A 15,631-nucleotide genomic window follows, 5' to 3' on the forward strand; every position below is an offset into this window, starting at 1 on the left:
ATCACGCGCCCTTCACGGCGGAGCGGATGAGAACGACGCCGCCCTTGTTGCCGGGAACCGCGCCCTTGACGAGCACGAGACCCTTCTCGACGTCCACAGCGTGAACGCGGAGGTTCTGAACGGTCTTGCGGGCGTTGCCCATGCGGCCGGCCATCTTGATGCCCTTGAACACGCGAGACGGCGTCGAAGCGCCGCCGATGGAGCCCGGCTTGCGGTGGTTGCGGTGCGCACCGTGCGAGGCACCCACGCCGTGGAAGCCGTGACGCTTCATGACACCGGCGGTGCCCTTGCCCTTGGTGGTGCCCGTCACGTCGACGAGCTGGCCGGCCTCGAACACCTCGGCGGTGATCTCCTGGCCGAGCGCGTACTCGGACGCGTTGGCGGTCCGCACCTCGGCCACGTGGCGGCGCGGCGTGACGCCGGCGGCCTCGAAGTGGCCCTTGAGGGGGTTGGTGACGCGGCGCGGGTCAACGGCGCCGAAGGCGAGTTGGACGGCCTCGTAGCCGTCCGTCTCGGCGCCCCGCACCTGGGTCACGACGTTGGTGTCGACCTGGATGACCGTGACAGGCACGATACGACCCTCGGCGTCCCACACCTGCGTCATGCCCAGCTTCGTACCGAGCAACGCGGTGACCGCGCGCTGGGCATTGGAAGTCGTAGTCATGGTGGTGATAGTCCTTACGCTTGCTTAGAGCTTGATCTCGATGTTGACGTCCGCGGGCAGGTCGAGACGCATGAGCGAGTCGACGGCCTTCGGCGTCGGGTCCACGATGTCGATGAGGCGCTTGTGAGTGCGCATCTCGAAGTGCTCGCGGGAGTCCTTGTACTTGTGGGGCGAACGGATCACACAGAACACGTTCTTCTCGGTGGGCAGCGGGACGGGTCCCACCACCGACGCACCGGCGCGCGTGACCGTCTCGACGATCTTGCGGGCGGAGGAGTCGATGACCTCGTGGTCATAGCTCTTCAGCCGAATGCGGATCTTCTGTCCCGCCATGGCGTGGTCTGCCTTTTCTCTCGTACAACTATGGTCATCTCCCCCGACCCCCGCGCTCGGGCGTGTCGCTCATCTGCGACACACGCGCGCCTGAGATTTCTCTCGGGTCGTGGGTGAAGGTGTGGTGCCCGCGATAGGCAACCTGAACATTGTGCCAGATGGGCGCCGGGGGCGCAAATGGCACACACGCCGATGCGGGGCCCGGCCCGAAGGCCAGACCCCGCATCGGTGGTGAACTACTTGAGGATCTTGGTGACGGTGCCCGAGCCGACGGTGCGGCCACCCTCACGGATCGCGAAGCCCTGTCCCTCTTCGAGGGCGATGGGCTGGATGAGCTCGACCGTCATCTCGGTCGTGTCACCCGGCATGACCATCTCGGTGCCCTCGGGCAGCGAGATGACGCCGGTCACGTCCGTGGTGCGGATGTAGAACTGCGGACGGTAGTTCGTGTAGAAGGGGTTGTGGCGGCCACCCTCATCCTTGTTGAGGATGTAGACCTTGCCCTCGAACTGCGTGTGCGGCGTGGTGGTGCCGGGGGCAACCACGACCTGGCCGCGCTCGACGTCCTCACGCTTGGTGCCGCGCAGGAGCAGACCGCAGTTCTCGCCGGCCCACGCCTCGTCCATCTGCTTGTGGAACATCTCGATACCGGTGACAGTGGTCTTCTGCGGCGAGCGGATGCCGAGGATCTCGACCTCCGAGTTGATCTTGAGCTTGCCGCGCTCGACCTTGCCGGTGACGACGGTGCCACGACCGGTGATCGTGAAGACGTCCTCGATCGGCATGAGGAAGGGCTTGTCCATGTCGCGCACGGGCTCGGGGACGTTCTCGTCCACCGCGTCCATGAGGTCCTGAACGGTCTTGACCCACTCCGGGTCGCCCTCGAGCGCCTTGAGCGCCGAGACGCGAACGACCGGTGCGTTGTCGCCGTCGAAGCCCTGCGAGGAGAGGAGCTCGCGCACCTCGACCTCGACGAGCTCGAGGATCTCCTCGTCGTCGACCATGTCGGACTTGTTCAGCGCGACGAGCAGGTAGGGCACACCCACCTGACGGGCGAGCAGCACGTGCTCACGCGTCTGCGCCATCGGGCCGTCGGTCGCCGCGACCACGAGGATCGCGCCGTCCATCTGAGCGGCACCGGTGATCATGTTCTTGATGTAGTCGGCGTGACCAGGAGCGTCGACGTGCGCGTAGTGGCGCTTCTCGGTCTGGTACTCGATGTGCGCGATGTTGATCGTGATACCGCGCTCGCGCTCCTCGGGAGCCTTGTCGATGTCCTCGAACGGCGTGAAGGGGTTGAGGTCCGGGTACTTGTCGTGCAGGACCTTCGAGATGGCAGCGGTCAGCGTGGTCTTGCCGTGGTCGACGTGACCAATCGTGCCGACGTTCACGTGCGGCTTGTTCCGCTCGAACTTGGCCTTAGCCATGGTGGCTTCCTCCTGAATGGGTTGTGAGACTCGGGTAGAGGATCCGACTGCTGATGGCGCTAGCCATCGTGGGGCGTATCCCTACTGGTCGTATTATTTCCTACTTCAACCGGTGGGACTACTCGCCCCGGGTCTTTGCGATGATCTCCTCGGCAACGTTGCGAGGAACCTCCGCGTAGCTGTCGAACGTCATCGAGTACACCGCACGACCCTGCGTCTTGGAACGCAGGTCGCCGACGTAACCGAACATCTCCGACAGCGGGACCAGGGAGTCGATGACCTTGACGCCGGCGGCGTCGGACATCTGACGGATCTGGCCACGGCGGGAGTTGAGGTCGCCGATCACTTCGCCCATGTAGTCCTCGGGCGTACGGACCTCAACGGCCATCACGGGCTCGAGCAGGACCGGGTTGGCCTTGCGTGCGGCCTCCTTGAAGGCCATCGAACCAGCAATCTTGAACGCCATCTCAGACGAGTCGACGTCGTGGTACTGGCCGTCGAGAAGGCTCGCCTTGACGCCCACCATCGGGTAGCCCGCGAGCACGCCGATGTTCATGGCGTCCTGGATACCGGCGTCCACCGACGGGATGTACTCGCGCGGCACGCGGCCACCGGTGACCGAGTTGACGAACTCGTACGTGAGCTCGGAGTCGGCGTCGAGGGGCTCGATCGAGATCTGCACCTTCGCGAACTGGCCGGAGCCACCCGTCTGCTTCTTGTGGGTGTAGTCGTGCTTGTCGACCTTGCCACGGATGGTCTCGCGGTACGCGACCTGCGGCTTGCCGACGTTTGCGTCCACCTTGAACTCGCGACGCATGCGGTCGACGATGATGTCCAGGTGCAGCTCGCCCATGCCGGAGATGACGGTCTGGCCGGTGTCCTCGTCCAGCTTCACGCGGAAGGTCGGGTCCTCCTCGGCGAGCTTCTGGATCGCGATCGACATCTTCTCCTGGTCGCCCTTGGTCTTGGGCTCGACCGCGACGTGAATCACGGGCTCGGGGAAGGTCATCGACTCGAGCACGACCTGCGCGTTCGGGTCGCACAGGGTGTCACCGGTGGTGGTGTCCTTGAGGCCGATCACCGCGTAGATGTGGCCGGCGGTCACCGACTCGACGGGGTTCTCCTTGTTGGCGTGCATCTGGAAGAGCTTTCCGATGCGCTCCTTCTTGCCCTTCGTCGAGTTGACGATCTGAGCGCCGGAGTCGAGACGACCGGAGTAGACACGCACGTACGTGAGGCGACCGAAGAACGGGTGCGACACGACCTTGAACGCGAGAGCGGCGAAGGGCTCGTCGGCGTCGGCGTGACGCTCCACGATCTTCTCCTCGTCACGCACGTCGTGGCCCTGAATCGCGGGCACGTCGAGCGGACCCGGCAGGTAGTCGACCACCGCGTCGAGCATCGGCTGAACGCCACGGTTCTTGAAGGCGGAACCACACAGAACCGGGTAGAGCTCAGACGAGACGGTGAGCTTGCGAATCGCGCCCTTGATCTCGTCGATCGTGAGCTCTTCGCCACCGAAGTACTTCTCGAGGAGGGCCTCGTCGGACTCCGCGACCGTCTCGAGGAGCTCGGCGCGGTACTGCTCGGCCTTCTCCTGCATGTCGGCGGGGATGTCGGTGACCTCGTACTTGGCACCCATCGTCACGTCGCCCTTGGCGTCGCCGGGCCACACGAGGGCCTTCATCTGGACCAGGTCGACCACGCCGAGGAAGTCGTTCTCGGCGCCGATCGGCAGCTGGATGACCAGCGGACGCGCGCCGAGGCGCGACTTGATGGTGTCGACCGTGAAGTAGAAGTCGGCGCCCAGCTTGTCCATCTTGTTGACGAAGCAGATGCGCGGCACGTTGTACTTGTCGGCCTGACGCCACACCGTCTCGGACTGCGGCTCGACACCCTCCTTGCCGTCGAAGACGGCAACGGCGCCATCGAGCACGCGGAGCGAACGCTCCACCTCGACCGTGAAGTCCACGTGGCCGGGGGTGTCGATGATGTTGATCTGGTTGTTGTTCCAGAAGCAGGTCACGGCGGCAGACGTGATCGTGATGCCGCGCTCCTGCTCCTGCTCCATCCAGTCGGTGGTCGACGCGCCGTCGTGGGTCTCACCGATCTTGTAGTTCACACCCGTGTAGAACAGGATGCGCTCGGTGGTGGTGGTCTTGCCGGCGTCGATGTGCGCCATGATGCCGATGTTGCGGACCTTCTTGAGGTCCGTCAGCACGTCCTGTGCCACGAGTGGTTCTCCTTGAGATTCCGTCGAGGGCCGCGACTACCAGCGGTAGTGCGCGAACGCCTTGTTCGACTCGGCCATCTTGTGCATGTCCTCGCGACGCTTCACCGCGGCGCCAAGGCCGTTCGATGCGTCGAGGATCTCGTTCATGAGGCGCTCGGTCATGGTCTTCTCGCGACGCTGACGCGAGAAGTCGACCAGCCAGCGCAGCGCGAGGGTGGTCTGGCGCACGGGACGCACGTCAACCGGCACCTGGTACGTCGCGCCACCCACACGGCGGCTGCGGACCTCGAGCGCGGGGCGGATGTTGTCGAGCGCGCGCTTGAGCACGACGACGGGGTCCTGGCCCGACTTCTCGCGGACGCCCTCGAGGGCGCCGTACACGATGGCCTCAGCCGTCGACTTCTTGCCGTCGAGCAGGACCTTGTTGATGAGCTGCGTCACGACCGGGGCGCCGTAGACGGGGTCGTTGATGATCGGCCGCTTCGGGGCCGGTCCCTTGCGAGGCATTACTTCTTCTCCATCTTCGCGCCGTAACGGCTACGAGCCTGCTTGCGGTTCTTGACGCCCTGGGTGTCGAGCGAGCCGCGGACGATCTTGTAGCGGACACCGGGGAGGTCCTTCACACGACCGCCACGCACGAGCACGATCGAGTGCTCCTGGAGGTTGTGGCCCTCACCGGGGATGTAGGCGGTCACCTCGATGCCGGTCGAGAGGCGGACACGGGCGACCTTGCGAAGCGCCGAGTTCGGCTTCTTCGGGGTGGTCGTGTAGACGCGCGTGCACACGCCACGACGCTGGGGGCTCGACTGAAGAGCCGGGGTCTTGGTCTTGGACGCCTTGGGGTGGCGGCCCTTCCTGACCAGCTGCTGAATCGTAGGCACTACTTCTCCGTGTCTGTGTCGGTTCTGAGAAACTTCTCTAACGTGTCGGCCCGACCCCCGCGCCCGGGCGTGTCGTTCCATCGGGTGTCGCACCTTGAGGCGCGACTCGGGGGCCCGGCGACGCGGGCACAAGCATCTAAGATACCTGCGCTCCGCGCCGCCGTCAAAAGCGGATTCTGCCCGCCGGCCCCGTCATGAGTCAGTCGCGAGTGTCGAACTCCTCCAGCGGGACGGCCTGACCCGTGCCCTCGCCGAAGAACTGCCCGTCCCATTCCTCGTAGCCGAAGGTCGGGAACAGGTTGGCCTTCGCCTCCTCGGTGGGCTCGACCGTCGCCGTGCGGTACTGGGCGAGGCCCGTACCAGCGGGGATGAGCTTTCCGATGATGACGTTCTCCTTGAGGCCCAGCAGCGAGTCCGACTTTCCGGACATCGCGGCCTCCGTGAGGACGCGCGTGGTCTCCTGGAAGGAGGCCGCCGAGAGCCACGACTCCGTCGCGAGCGACGCCTTCGTGATTCCCATGAGCTCGGGACGCGCGGAGGCGGGCTTGCCGCCCGCGGTCACGGTCTCGCGGTTCGCGTTCTCGAAGCGGCTGCGCTCGGCGAGCTCGCCGGGCAGCAGGTTCGTGTCGCCCGAGTCGAGCACCGTCACGCGGCGCAGCATCTGGCGAACGATGACCTCGATGTGCTTGTCGTGGATCTCCACACCCTGCGAGCGGTACACGTTCTGGACCTCGTCCACCAGGTGCTTCTGGGTGGCGCGGGGGCCGAGAATGCGCAACACGTTCTTGGGATCGACCGCACCGGCCACGAGCTGCTGGCCCACGACCACGTGCTCGCCGTCCTGCACGAGCAGGCGCGAACGCTTGGTGACGGGGTACTCGATGACCTCGTCGCCGTTGTCGGGGGTGATGACCAAGCGGCGCGTCGCCTCCGAGTCGTCCACCTTGAGCGTGCCGGTGACCTCGGAGATCGGGGCCTCACCCTTGGGGGTACGGGCCTCGAAGAGCTCCTGGACACGCGGCAGACCCTGCGTGATGTCGTCGGCCGATGCCACACCACCGGTGTGGAACGTACGCATCGTCAGCTGCGTGCCGGGCTCACCGATCGACTGCGCGGCGATGATGCCCACCGCCTCGCCGATGTCGACGAGCTCGCGGGTCGCGAGCGAGCGGCCGTAGCAGCGCGCGCACGTTCCCACGGCGGACTCGCAGGTGAGGACCGAGCGCACCTTGACCTCTTCGACGCCCTGTTCGATGAGCGCGTCGATGATCACGTCGCCCACGTCCGAGCCCGCCTTGGCGATGACCTCGCCGGCGGCGTTCTCGACGTCGACCGCGAGCGTGCGAGCGAACACCGAGGTCGCCACGCGCTCGTGCAGCACTTTCTCGCCACCGGCGGTGACCTCGACGATCGGCATCGTCAGGCCGCGCTCGGTGCCGCAGTCGTCCTCGCGGACGATCACGTCCTGCGAGACGTCGACGAGGCGACGCGTGAGGTAGCCCGAGTCCGCGGTACGCAGCGCGGTGTCGGCGAGACCCTTACGGGCACCGTGGGTCGCGATGAAGTACTCGAGGACGGACAGGCCCTCGCGGTAGTTCGACTTGATCGGACGCGGGATGATCTCGCCCTTCGGGTTGGCCACGAGGCCACGCATACCCGCGATCTGGCGCACCTGCATCCAGTTGCCTCGCGCACCCGAGCCCACCATGGTGTGCACGGTGTTGTGCTCGGGGAACGACTCACGCATGGCCTTGTCGACCTCGTTGGTCGCCTGGGTCCAGATCTCGATGAGCTCCTGGCGGCGCTCGTCGTCCGTGATGAGACCGGTCTCGAACTGGTCCTGCACCTTGGCGGCGAGGGTCTCGTAGCGCTCGAGGATCTCCTGCTTGTTGGACGGCGTCGCGACGTCGCCGATGGCGATCGTCACGCCCGAGCGCGTGGCCCAGTGGAAGCCGGCCGCCTTGAGCGCGTCGAGCGAGGCGGCAACCTCGACCTTCGGGTACCGCTCGGCAAGAGTGTTGACGATGTCGCCGAGCACCTTCTTGTCGACGTTGCGGTTGACGTACGGGTACGTCACCGGCAGCAGGTCGTTAAAGAGCGAACGGCCGAGCGTCGTGGTGAGCATGTAGGGCTCGCCCTCGACGTGGCCCTCGGGCAGCTCGACGTCCACCGGCGGCACCGTGTCTCCGTCGACGCGCAGACGAATCTCCGCGTTGAGCGACAGGCTGCCGCCGTCGAACGCCATGACGGCCTCCGACTGCGTGCCGAACACGAGGCCCTCGCCCTTCTCGCCCTTCTTGAGGAGCGAGAGGTGGTAGAGGCCGATGATCATGTCCTGCGAGGGCATGGTCACCGGGCGACCGTCGGACGGCTTGAGGATGTTGTTCGAGGACAGCATCAGCACGCGGGCCTCGGCCTGAGCCTCGGCGGACAGCGGCAGGTGCACGGCCATCTGGTCACCGTCGAAGTCGGCGTTGAACGCGCCGCAGACGAGCGGGTGCAGGTGAATGGCCTTGCCCTCGACGAGCTGGGGCTCGAAGGCCTGGATGCCCAGTCGGTGAAGAGTCGGCGCGCGGTTCAGCAGCACGGGGTGCTCGCGGATGACCTCCTCGAGCACGTCCCAGACCTCGGAACGGCTGCGCTCGACCATGCGCTTCGCGGACTTGATGTTCTGCGCGTGGTTGAGCTCGACGAGTCGCTTCATGACGAACGGCTTGAACAGCTCGAGCGCCATCTGCTTGGGCAGGCCGCACTGGTGCAGCTTGAGGGTCGGGCCCACCACGATGACCGAACGGCCCGAGTAGTCGACGCGCTTGCCCAGCAGGTTCTGGCGGAAACGTCCCTGCTTGCCCTTGAGCATGTCCGAGATGGACTTCAGGGGACGGTTGCCGGGACCCGTGACGGGGCGGCCACGACGGCCGTTGTCGAACAGCGAGTCGACGGCCTCCTGCAGCATGCGCTTCTCGTTGTTCACGATGATCTCGGGCGCGCCCAGATCCAGCAGTCGCTTGAGGCGGTTGTTGCGGTTGATCACGCGGCGGTACAGGTCGTTGAGGTCGGAGGTCGCGAAGCGGCCACCGTCCAGCTGCACCATCGGACGCAGGTCCGGCGGGATGACCGGGACGCAGTCGAGCACCATGCCCTCGGGCGAGTTGGTGGTCGTGAGGAACGCGTTGACCACCTTGAGGCGCTTGAGGGCCCGGGTCTTGCGCTGCCCCTTGCCGGTCGCGATGATCTCGCGCAGCTTCTCGGCCTCGGCGTCAAGGTCGAAGGTCTGGAGGCGCTTCTGGATCGCCTCCGCACCCATCGAGCCCTTGAAGTACGAGCCGTAGCGACGCGACATCTCGCGGTAGAGCATCTCGTCGCCCTCGAGGTCCTGAACCTTGAGGCCGGCGAAGCGGTCGAAGATCGCGTCGAGACGCTCGATCTCGGCATCGGCACGCTTGCGGATGTTGGCCATCTCGCGCTCCGCGCCGTCCTTGACCTTGCGCTTGACGTCGGACTTGGCACCCTCCGCCTCGAGCTCGGCGAGGTCCTTCTCGAGCTTCTCCGCACGGGTGTTGATGTCGACGTCGCGCTGGTTGGCGATCGACTTCTTCTCCTTCTCGAGCTCGTTGCGGAGCTGCGGAAGGTCCTCGTGACGGCCGTCGATGTCGACCTCGGTGACCATGTACGCCGCGAAGTAGATGACCTTCTCGAGGTCCTTCGGGGCGAGGTCAAGCAGGTACCCCAGGCGCGACGGGACGCCCTTGAAGTACCAGATGTGGGTGACGGGGGCGGCGAGCTCGATGTGGCCCATCCGCTCACGGCGGACCTTCGAGCGCGTCACCTCGACGCCGCAGCGCTCACAGACGATGCCGCGGTAGCGGACACGCTTGTACTTGCCACAGCCGCACTCCCAGTCGCGGGTGGGGCCGAAGATCTTCTCGCAGAACAGGCCGTCCTTCTCGGGCTTGAGCGTGCGGTAGTTGATCGTCTCGGGCTTCTTCACCTCACCGTGCGACCAGTTGCGGATGTCCTCCGCCGTGGCCAGGCCGATGCGCAGATCGCCAAACTCGTTCACGTCGAGCAAGGTTCTACTTCCTTAACTCCGGCCAGAGGCCGGCACCGAAAAACTTCTTCTGTATGGAGTGAGCGCGAGGCTCGTTAGATCTCGTCGACGCTGGAGGCATCGGGGCGGCTGGACAGGGAGATGCCGAGCGACTCGGCGGCCTGGTAGGCGTCGTCGTCGGTCTCACGCATCTCGATGACGTGGCCCTCGTGGTTGAGGACCTCCACGTTGAGGCAGAGCGACTGCATCTCCTTCATGAGCACGCGGAACGACTCGGGCAAGCCCGGCTCCGGGATGTTCTGACCCTTGACGATCGCCTCGTAGACCTTGACGCGGCCGGCCACGTCATCGGACTTGATGGTGAGCAGCTCCTGCAGCGCGTAGGCAGCGCCGTACGCCTCGAGGGCCCACACCTCCATCTCGCCGAATCGCTGGCCACCGAACTGAGCCTTACCGCCCAGCGGCTGCTGCGTGATCATCGAGTAAGGACCGGTCGAACGCGCGTGGATCTTGTCGTCGACCAGGTGGTGGAGCTTGAGGATGTACTTGTAGCCCACCGCGATCGGCTCGGGGAACGGCTCGCCGGAACGGCCGTCGTACAGGCGCGCCTTGCCCTCCTCATCCACGAGGCGGACGCCGTCGCGGTTGGGGTTGACCACCGTGCGAAGTCCGCCGAGGACGTCCTCCCGGAGTCCGTCGAACACCGGCGTCGCGACCGGGGTGCCCGGCTCCGACTTCACGGCGTTCGCGGGCAGGTGCTTGGTCCACTCGCCCGTGGCCTCGGACGCGTCCCACCCGTTCTTCGCAAGCCAGCCGGTGTGGGTCTCGAGGACCTGACCGACGTTCATGCGGCCGGGAACACCCAGCGGGTTGAGGATCACGTCGACTGGCGTGCCGTCCTCGAGGAACGGCATGTCCTCGACGGGCAGGATCGTCGAGATGACGCCCTTGTTGCCGTGACGGCCGGCGAGCTTGTCGCCCTCCTGGATCTTGCGGCGCTGCGCGATGTAGACACGCACCAGCTGGTTCACGCCAGCGGGGAGATCGTCGCCGTCCTCCTCGGTGAACACGCGGACGCCGATGACGGTGCCGGACTCGCCGTGGGGAACCTTGAGCGAGGTGTCGCGCACCTCGCGCGCCTTCTCGCCGAAGATCGCGCGGAGCAGGCGCTCCTCGGGCGTGAGCTCGGTCTCGCCCTTGGGCGTGACCTTGCCGACCAGGATGTCACCGGCGCGGACCTCCGCACCGATGCGCACGATTCCGCGCTCGTCGAGGTCGGCCAGGGCCTCCTCCGACGCGTTCGGGATGTCGCGCGTGATCTCCTCGGGGCCGAGCTTCGTGTCGCGGGCGTCGACCTCGTGCTCCTCGATGTGAATCGAGCTGAGGACGTCGTCCTGCACGAGGCGCTGCGACAGGATGATCGCGTCCTCGTAGTTGTGACCCTCCCAGCACATGAACGCGACCAGCAGGTTGCGTCCGAGCGCGAGGTCGCCGTTGTCGGTGGCGGGACCATCGGCGATGACCGAGCCCACGACCACGCGGTCGCCCTCGTCCACCACGACACGCTGGTTGTACGAGGTGCCCTGGTTGGAGCGCTGGAACTTCGCGATGCGGTACGAGCCGGTCGTGCCGTCGTCGTTCGCAACGGTGACGAGGTCCGAGCTGACCTCGGTGACCACGCCCTCCTTGGTCGCGATGACGACGTCGCCGGCGTCGATCGCCGCGCGGCGCTCCATGCCGGTGCCGACCAGCGGTGCCTCGGAACGCACCAGCGGCACGGCCTGGCGCTGCATGTTGGCGCCCATGAGCGCGCGGTTGGCGTCGTCGTGCTCGAGGAACGGGATCAGCGCGGTCGCGACCGACACCATCTGGCGCGGCGACACGTCCATGTAGTCCACGGCCTCGCGGGCGACGAACTCGACCTCGCCGCCGCGACCACGGACGAGCACGCGGTCCTCGACGAAGCGGCCGTCGTCGGCAAGCTCAGCGTTCGCCTGCGCGATCACGAAGTGATCTTCGTCGTCCGCCGTGAGGTAGTCGACCTGGGCGGTCACGACGCCCTTGACGACCTTGCGGTACGGGGTCTCGACGAAGCCGAGCGGGTTGATGCGACCGAACGACGCGAGCGAGCCGATGAGGCCGATGTTCGGACCCTCAGGGGTCTCGATCGGGCACATGCGGCCGTAGTGCGACGGGTGGACGTCACGGACCTCCATGCCAGCGCGGTCGCGCGAGAGACCGCCGGGGCCCAGCGCCGACAGGCGACGCTTGTGGGTCAGGCCCGCGAGCGGGTTGTTCTGGTCCATGAACTGCGACAGCTGCGAGGTGCCGAAGAACTCGCGGATCGCGGCGACCACAGGACGCGTGTTGATGAGCGTCTGCGGCGTGATCGCCTCGACGTCCTGCGTGGTCATGCGCTCGCGGACGACGCGCTCCATGCGGGACAGCCCGGTGCGGATCTGGTTCTGGATGAGCTCGCCCACCGCGCGGATGCGACGGTTGCCGAAGTGGTCGATGTCGTCGGTCTCGACGCGCACATCGCCCGTGGCGCCGTCCAGCGTCGAGATGCCGGCGTGGGCGGCCGCGATGTACTTGATCGTCGCGACGATGTCGTCGAGACCCAGCACCGAGTCGCCCAGCTCCTTGCCCAGCCCCAGCTTCTTGTTGAGCTTGAAGCGACCCACCTTGGCGAGGTCGTAGCGCTTGGGGTTGAAGTAGAAGTTGTCGAGCAAGTTCTGGCCCGCCTCGACCGTGGGGGGCTCTCCCGGGCGCAGCTTGCGGTAGAGGTCGACTAGCGCCTCCTCGTGAGCGTGCACGGTGTCCTTGGCGAGAGTCTCGAGGACCGCGGGGAACTGCGCGAACTCCTCGGCGATCTGGTCGTCGGTCATGCCGAGCGCCTTGAGGAACAGCGTCACAGGCTGCTTGCGCTTGCGGTCGACGCGGACGCCGACGGCGTCGCGCTTGTCGATCTCAAACTCGAGCCACGCGCCACGCGAGGGGATCACCTTCGCGGTGAAGATGTCCTTGTCGGACGTCTTGTCGGGGGTGCGCTCGAAGTACACGCCAGGCGAACGGACGAGCTGCGAGACCACGACGCGCTCGGTGCCGTTGACGATGAAGGTGCCGCGAGGGGACATCAGCGGGAAGTCGCCCATGAACACCGTCTGCGACTTGATCTCGCCGGTGGTGTTGTTCATGAACTCGGCCGTGACGAAGAGCTGCGCGGCGAAGGTGAAGTCCTTCTCCTTGCACTCCTCGGGGGTGTAGCGAGGCTCCTCGAAGTACGGGTCCGAGAAGGACAGCGACATGGTCTGTCCGAAGTCCTCGATCGGGGAGATCTCCTCGAAGATCTCCTGCAGGCCCGCAATCTCGGGGACGTCGTTGCGACCGTCCTTCTTCGCCGCCTCGACCCGCGCCTTCCACGCCTGGTTGCCGAGGAGCCAGTCGAAGCTCTCGGTCTGCAGGGCGATGAGGTTAGGGACCTCGATCGGCTCGTGGATCTGGGCGAATGAGATACGGCGCGATGCTGAACGGTTGAGGACGGCGGAATCGGTGCGCGAGGCAGCCAAGGGTGGTTCCTTCCCTTTATGATCGTGCGTGACCACGATGCCTAGCCGCGGCTCCACCGGACCCCGGGGCGAAACCCGCTACGAGCGGACGCACGCCGGGTAGGCATGTGAGGGCAGGGCAATAGACAGCGCAAGTCGCTAGACTACCGCCGGCCGCGGGGTTTGTCCAATGCCGGCGGAGCAGCGCCAGTCGACACGCCGGGCTTGGCCGAGATGAGACCCTGGCATCGCGCCCACGCCTCGCCACCAATCGCTACTGCGCCGCCTGCGCTGTGGCATCGCGACCGGCGAGAGCCGCCTCGATCCCCCGCTCGAGGAACGGCGCCACTGTCGCCGCATAGGTCGCGCTGACGTGGTGGCCGTCGGGGCGGTAGACGATCACCGAGCCGATCACGGGCGAGCACTGCCCGTCGGCGCAGTACGCCGGCGTAAGGTCGACGACCCGCGCATCTCGCGCCTGCTCCGCGGCGTCCCGGAGCAGGTCGGGCGGGAGGGCGTCGGCGACGGGCGCGCCGCACACGTGCGCGCGCTGCGGCCCCTCGCTCTCGAGGCACGCGACGAAGTCGCGATCCATGCGGGGATTGTCAGGCAGCACCAGCACCGGCACCCCCTCGGGCGCAAGGTTCCACGCCTCCACGAGCGCCTCGACGTCGCGCTCGCGTCGCTCGGCGTCGGGCTCGTCAAGGTGGCGCCTGGTCACGATGATCGCGTCGTAGTCGTGCGCGCCCTCGATCGCGTCGAGTGCGGCCTCGCGCCATTCGGTGCACGCGTCCCTCACGGTTCCGGGACCGTGGAGCGTGCGGGTAGTCGGATAGCACCCCGCGTGTCCCGCGATGTCGAACGTCCAATCCGTGGTGCGGCCCAACGAGTCGTACGCCGCGAGCAGCGCGTTGGAGTGCGAGTCTCCCAGCACGAGGAAGCGCTCGCCGGTCGCGCCGGGGCGCCCGACCGTGCACTGGTGGAAGTTCGGGTCCTCGAGGCCAGCCCAGCACTCGGGGCGGTTGCCTGAGTCGTCCTCGAGGTCGGCAAGCGCGGGGACAAAGACCGGCTCGCCCGCTGGCGGCGGGCACTCGATCCCCGGCAGCAGTGACCCCGCGCCGAGGCACGCCTCGAGTCGCGCGGCGAGCTCGTCGGCCCGCTCGCGCTCACGCTCGGCCCTGGCATCGGCCGCCAGCATGCCGGCCACCACCACGAGCGTCACCGTCGCCATGCCTGCCAGCGACCATGCCGCGACGGCGCGGGGCGAGCGTCCGGCCAAGAGGCGAGGCGAGAAGCGAACCGGGTCCTCGATGAGCAGGGTCGTGGCCGTCGCGAGCACCACGGTGATCGCCGCGATCGCGAGCTTGTCGAGCCGGCCGGGCTCCTCGCCGAGTAGCGCCGGGGCGAGCACGATCAGAGGCCAGTGCCACAGGTAGATCGCATACGACGTGCGCCCCACGTGGGCGACGGGTCGCCAGAGTCCCACGCGGTCGACAAAGGTGCCGCTGCCGCCGACGAGGACAAGGGCCGTCCCCACGACGGGAACGAGCGCGTGATAGCCAGGGAAGGGAGTCGCGGCGTCGAAGGCCACGGCCGAGCCGACGATGAGCACGAGCCCGAGCGCCGCGATCCACGGGCGCCCCGAGACTCGTCCCACCGCGATGGCCACCACCGCGCCAAAGGCGAACTCCCACAGGCGCGTGAAGGTGGAGAAGTAGGCGGCGGGCGACACCGCGGTGAGCCACAGCCCGTAGCCGAACGACGCGAGAGCCGCCGAGACGATGACGCCCATCACGACCCTGCGGTGAGGCAGGCGCGCACGGCGCGCGAACCAGATGGCGCCGACCAGAAGCAGCGGGAGCATCACATAGAACTGCTCCTCGACCGAGAGCGACCAGTAGTGGCGCACGGGCGAGGCGGCGGACTCCGCGGCCTGATAGTCGACGGACGAGGCGGCGAGGAACCAGTTCTCGCCGTAGAACACCGATGCGAGGATCTCCTTGAGGGAGGAACCCACGGTGGCGGCGGGCAGGAGCCAGATGCTCGCGACGGCCGTGACCAGCAACACCGTGAGGGCAGAGGGCAGCAGGCGGCGGGCGCGGCGGGCCCAGAACCTGCCCAGGCGGATGCCCCCGGTCTCGACCGCCTCGCGCCACATGTGGGACGTGATGAGGTAGCCGCTGATGACAAAGAAGACGTCGACGCCGACGTAGCCGCCCGTGAGCCGGGTGGGCCACAGGTGATAGACCACCACGAGGGTGACGGCCAGGGCGCGCAGCGCCTGGATGTCCGGCCGGAAGCGATCGGCCGGCGTGCCCGTGGGTCGCACGCGGCCTCGCGCATGCCGCGGGGTCACTGCGGGAGGTGTCGCTACCACGCCCGTCATTGTCACACGCCTCACCCTTCTCCTTGCCCCGCCCCGTGCGTGGGCACGCGGGCGCATCGTCCCCCAGAATCAGCGAAACGGGGCCGGGCCCTTGCGGACCCGACCCCG

Annotated in this window: 9 protein-coding genes; all 9 read right to left on the reverse strand. The window is 67.0% G+C overall.

The window, feature by feature from the left end; translation table 11 throughout:
* Nucleotide 1: 1 nt before the first annotated feature.
* Nucleotides 2–664 (reverse strand): 50S ribosomal protein L3, encoded by a 663-nt coding sequence (gene rplC, locus ABEA62_RS07000; RefSeq protein ID WP_286214965.1) that lies wholly within the window; start codon nt 662–664, stop codon nt 2–4.
* A gap of 24 nt (nt 665–688) precedes the next feature.
* On the reverse strand, nt 689–997 hold the full coding sequence (gene rpsJ / locus ABEA62_RS07005; protein WP_042213186.1) for a 30S ribosomal protein S10: 309 nt from the start codon (nt 995–997) through the stop codon (nt 689–691).
* Nucleotides 998–1,233: 236 nt separating this feature from the next.
* Entirely contained in the window at nt 1,234–2,424 is a 1,191-nt protein-coding gene (gene tuf, locus ABEA62_RS07010; RefSeq protein WP_286214964.1) for an elongation factor Tu, read from the reverse strand.
* 118 nt (nt 2,425–2,542) lie between these two features.
* On the reverse strand, nt 2,543–4,657 hold the full coding sequence (gene fusA, locus ABEA62_RS07015; protein ID WP_286214962.1) for an elongation factor G: 2,115 nt from the start codon (nt 4,655–4,657) through the stop codon (nt 2,543–2,545).
* 36 nt (nt 4,658–4,693) lie between these two features.
* Nucleotides 4,694–5,164, reverse strand: coding sequence for a 30S ribosomal protein S7 (rpsG, locus tag ABEA62_RS07020; RefSeq protein WP_286214961.1), 471 nt, complete (start codon nt 5,162–5,164; stop codon nt 4,694–4,696).
* Nucleotides 5,164–5,538 carry a 30S ribosomal protein S12 gene (rpsL, locus tag ABEA62_RS07025; RefSeq protein ID WP_042213193.1) on the reverse strand — a complete coding sequence of 125 codons (375 nt, stop codon included), beginning with the start codon at nt 5,536–5,538 and terminating at the stop codon, nt 5,164–5,166. Before rpsL ends, rpsG begins: the two co-directional genes overlap by 1 nt.
* Nucleotides 5,539–5,737: 199 nt before the next feature.
* Nucleotides 5,738–9,610, reverse strand: coding sequence for a DNA-directed RNA polymerase subunit beta' (locus ABEA62_RS07030; protein ID WP_286214958.1), 3,873 nt, complete (start codon nt 9,608–9,610; stop codon nt 5,738–5,740).
* Between the two features lie 74 nt (nt 9,611–9,684).
* Nucleotides 9,685–13,158 (reverse strand): DNA-directed RNA polymerase subunit beta, encoded by a 3,474-nt coding sequence (gene rpoB / locus ABEA62_RS07035; RefSeq protein WP_345379319.1) that lies wholly within the window; start codon nt 13,156–13,158, stop codon nt 9,685–9,687.
* Between the two features lie 253 nt (nt 13,159–13,411).
* Nucleotides 13,412–15,493 (reverse strand): acyltransferase family protein, encoded by a 2,082-nt coding sequence (locus ABEA62_RS07040; protein WP_345379321.1) that lies wholly within the window; start codon nt 15,491–15,493, stop codon nt 13,412–13,414.
* Nucleotides 15,494–15,631: the final 138 nt, after the last annotated feature.

It is taken from the genome of Demequina sediminis (assembly GCF_039545075.1).
Taxonomy (GTDB): Bacteria; Actinomycetota; Actinomycetes; order Actinomycetales; family Demequinaceae; genus Demequina; species Demequina sediminis.

Excerpts from the sequence above, each read along its gene's own strand:
- rpsJ (WP_042213186.1), bottom strand. The coding sequence starts at position 997 with ATGGCGGGACAGAAGATCCGCATTCGGCTGAAGAGCTATGACCACGAG.
- rpsG (WP_286214961.1), bottom strand. The coding sequence starts at position 5,164 with ATGCCTCGCAAGGGACCGGCCCCGAAGCGGCCGATCATCAACGACCCC.
- tuf (WP_286214964.1), bottom strand. The coding sequence starts at position 2,424 with ATGGCTAAGGCCAAGTTCGAGCGGAACAAGCCGCACGTGAACGTCGGC.
- rplC (WP_286214965.1), bottom strand. The coding sequence starts at position 664 with ATGACTACGACTTCCAATGCCCAGCGCGCGGTCACCGCGTTGCTCGGT.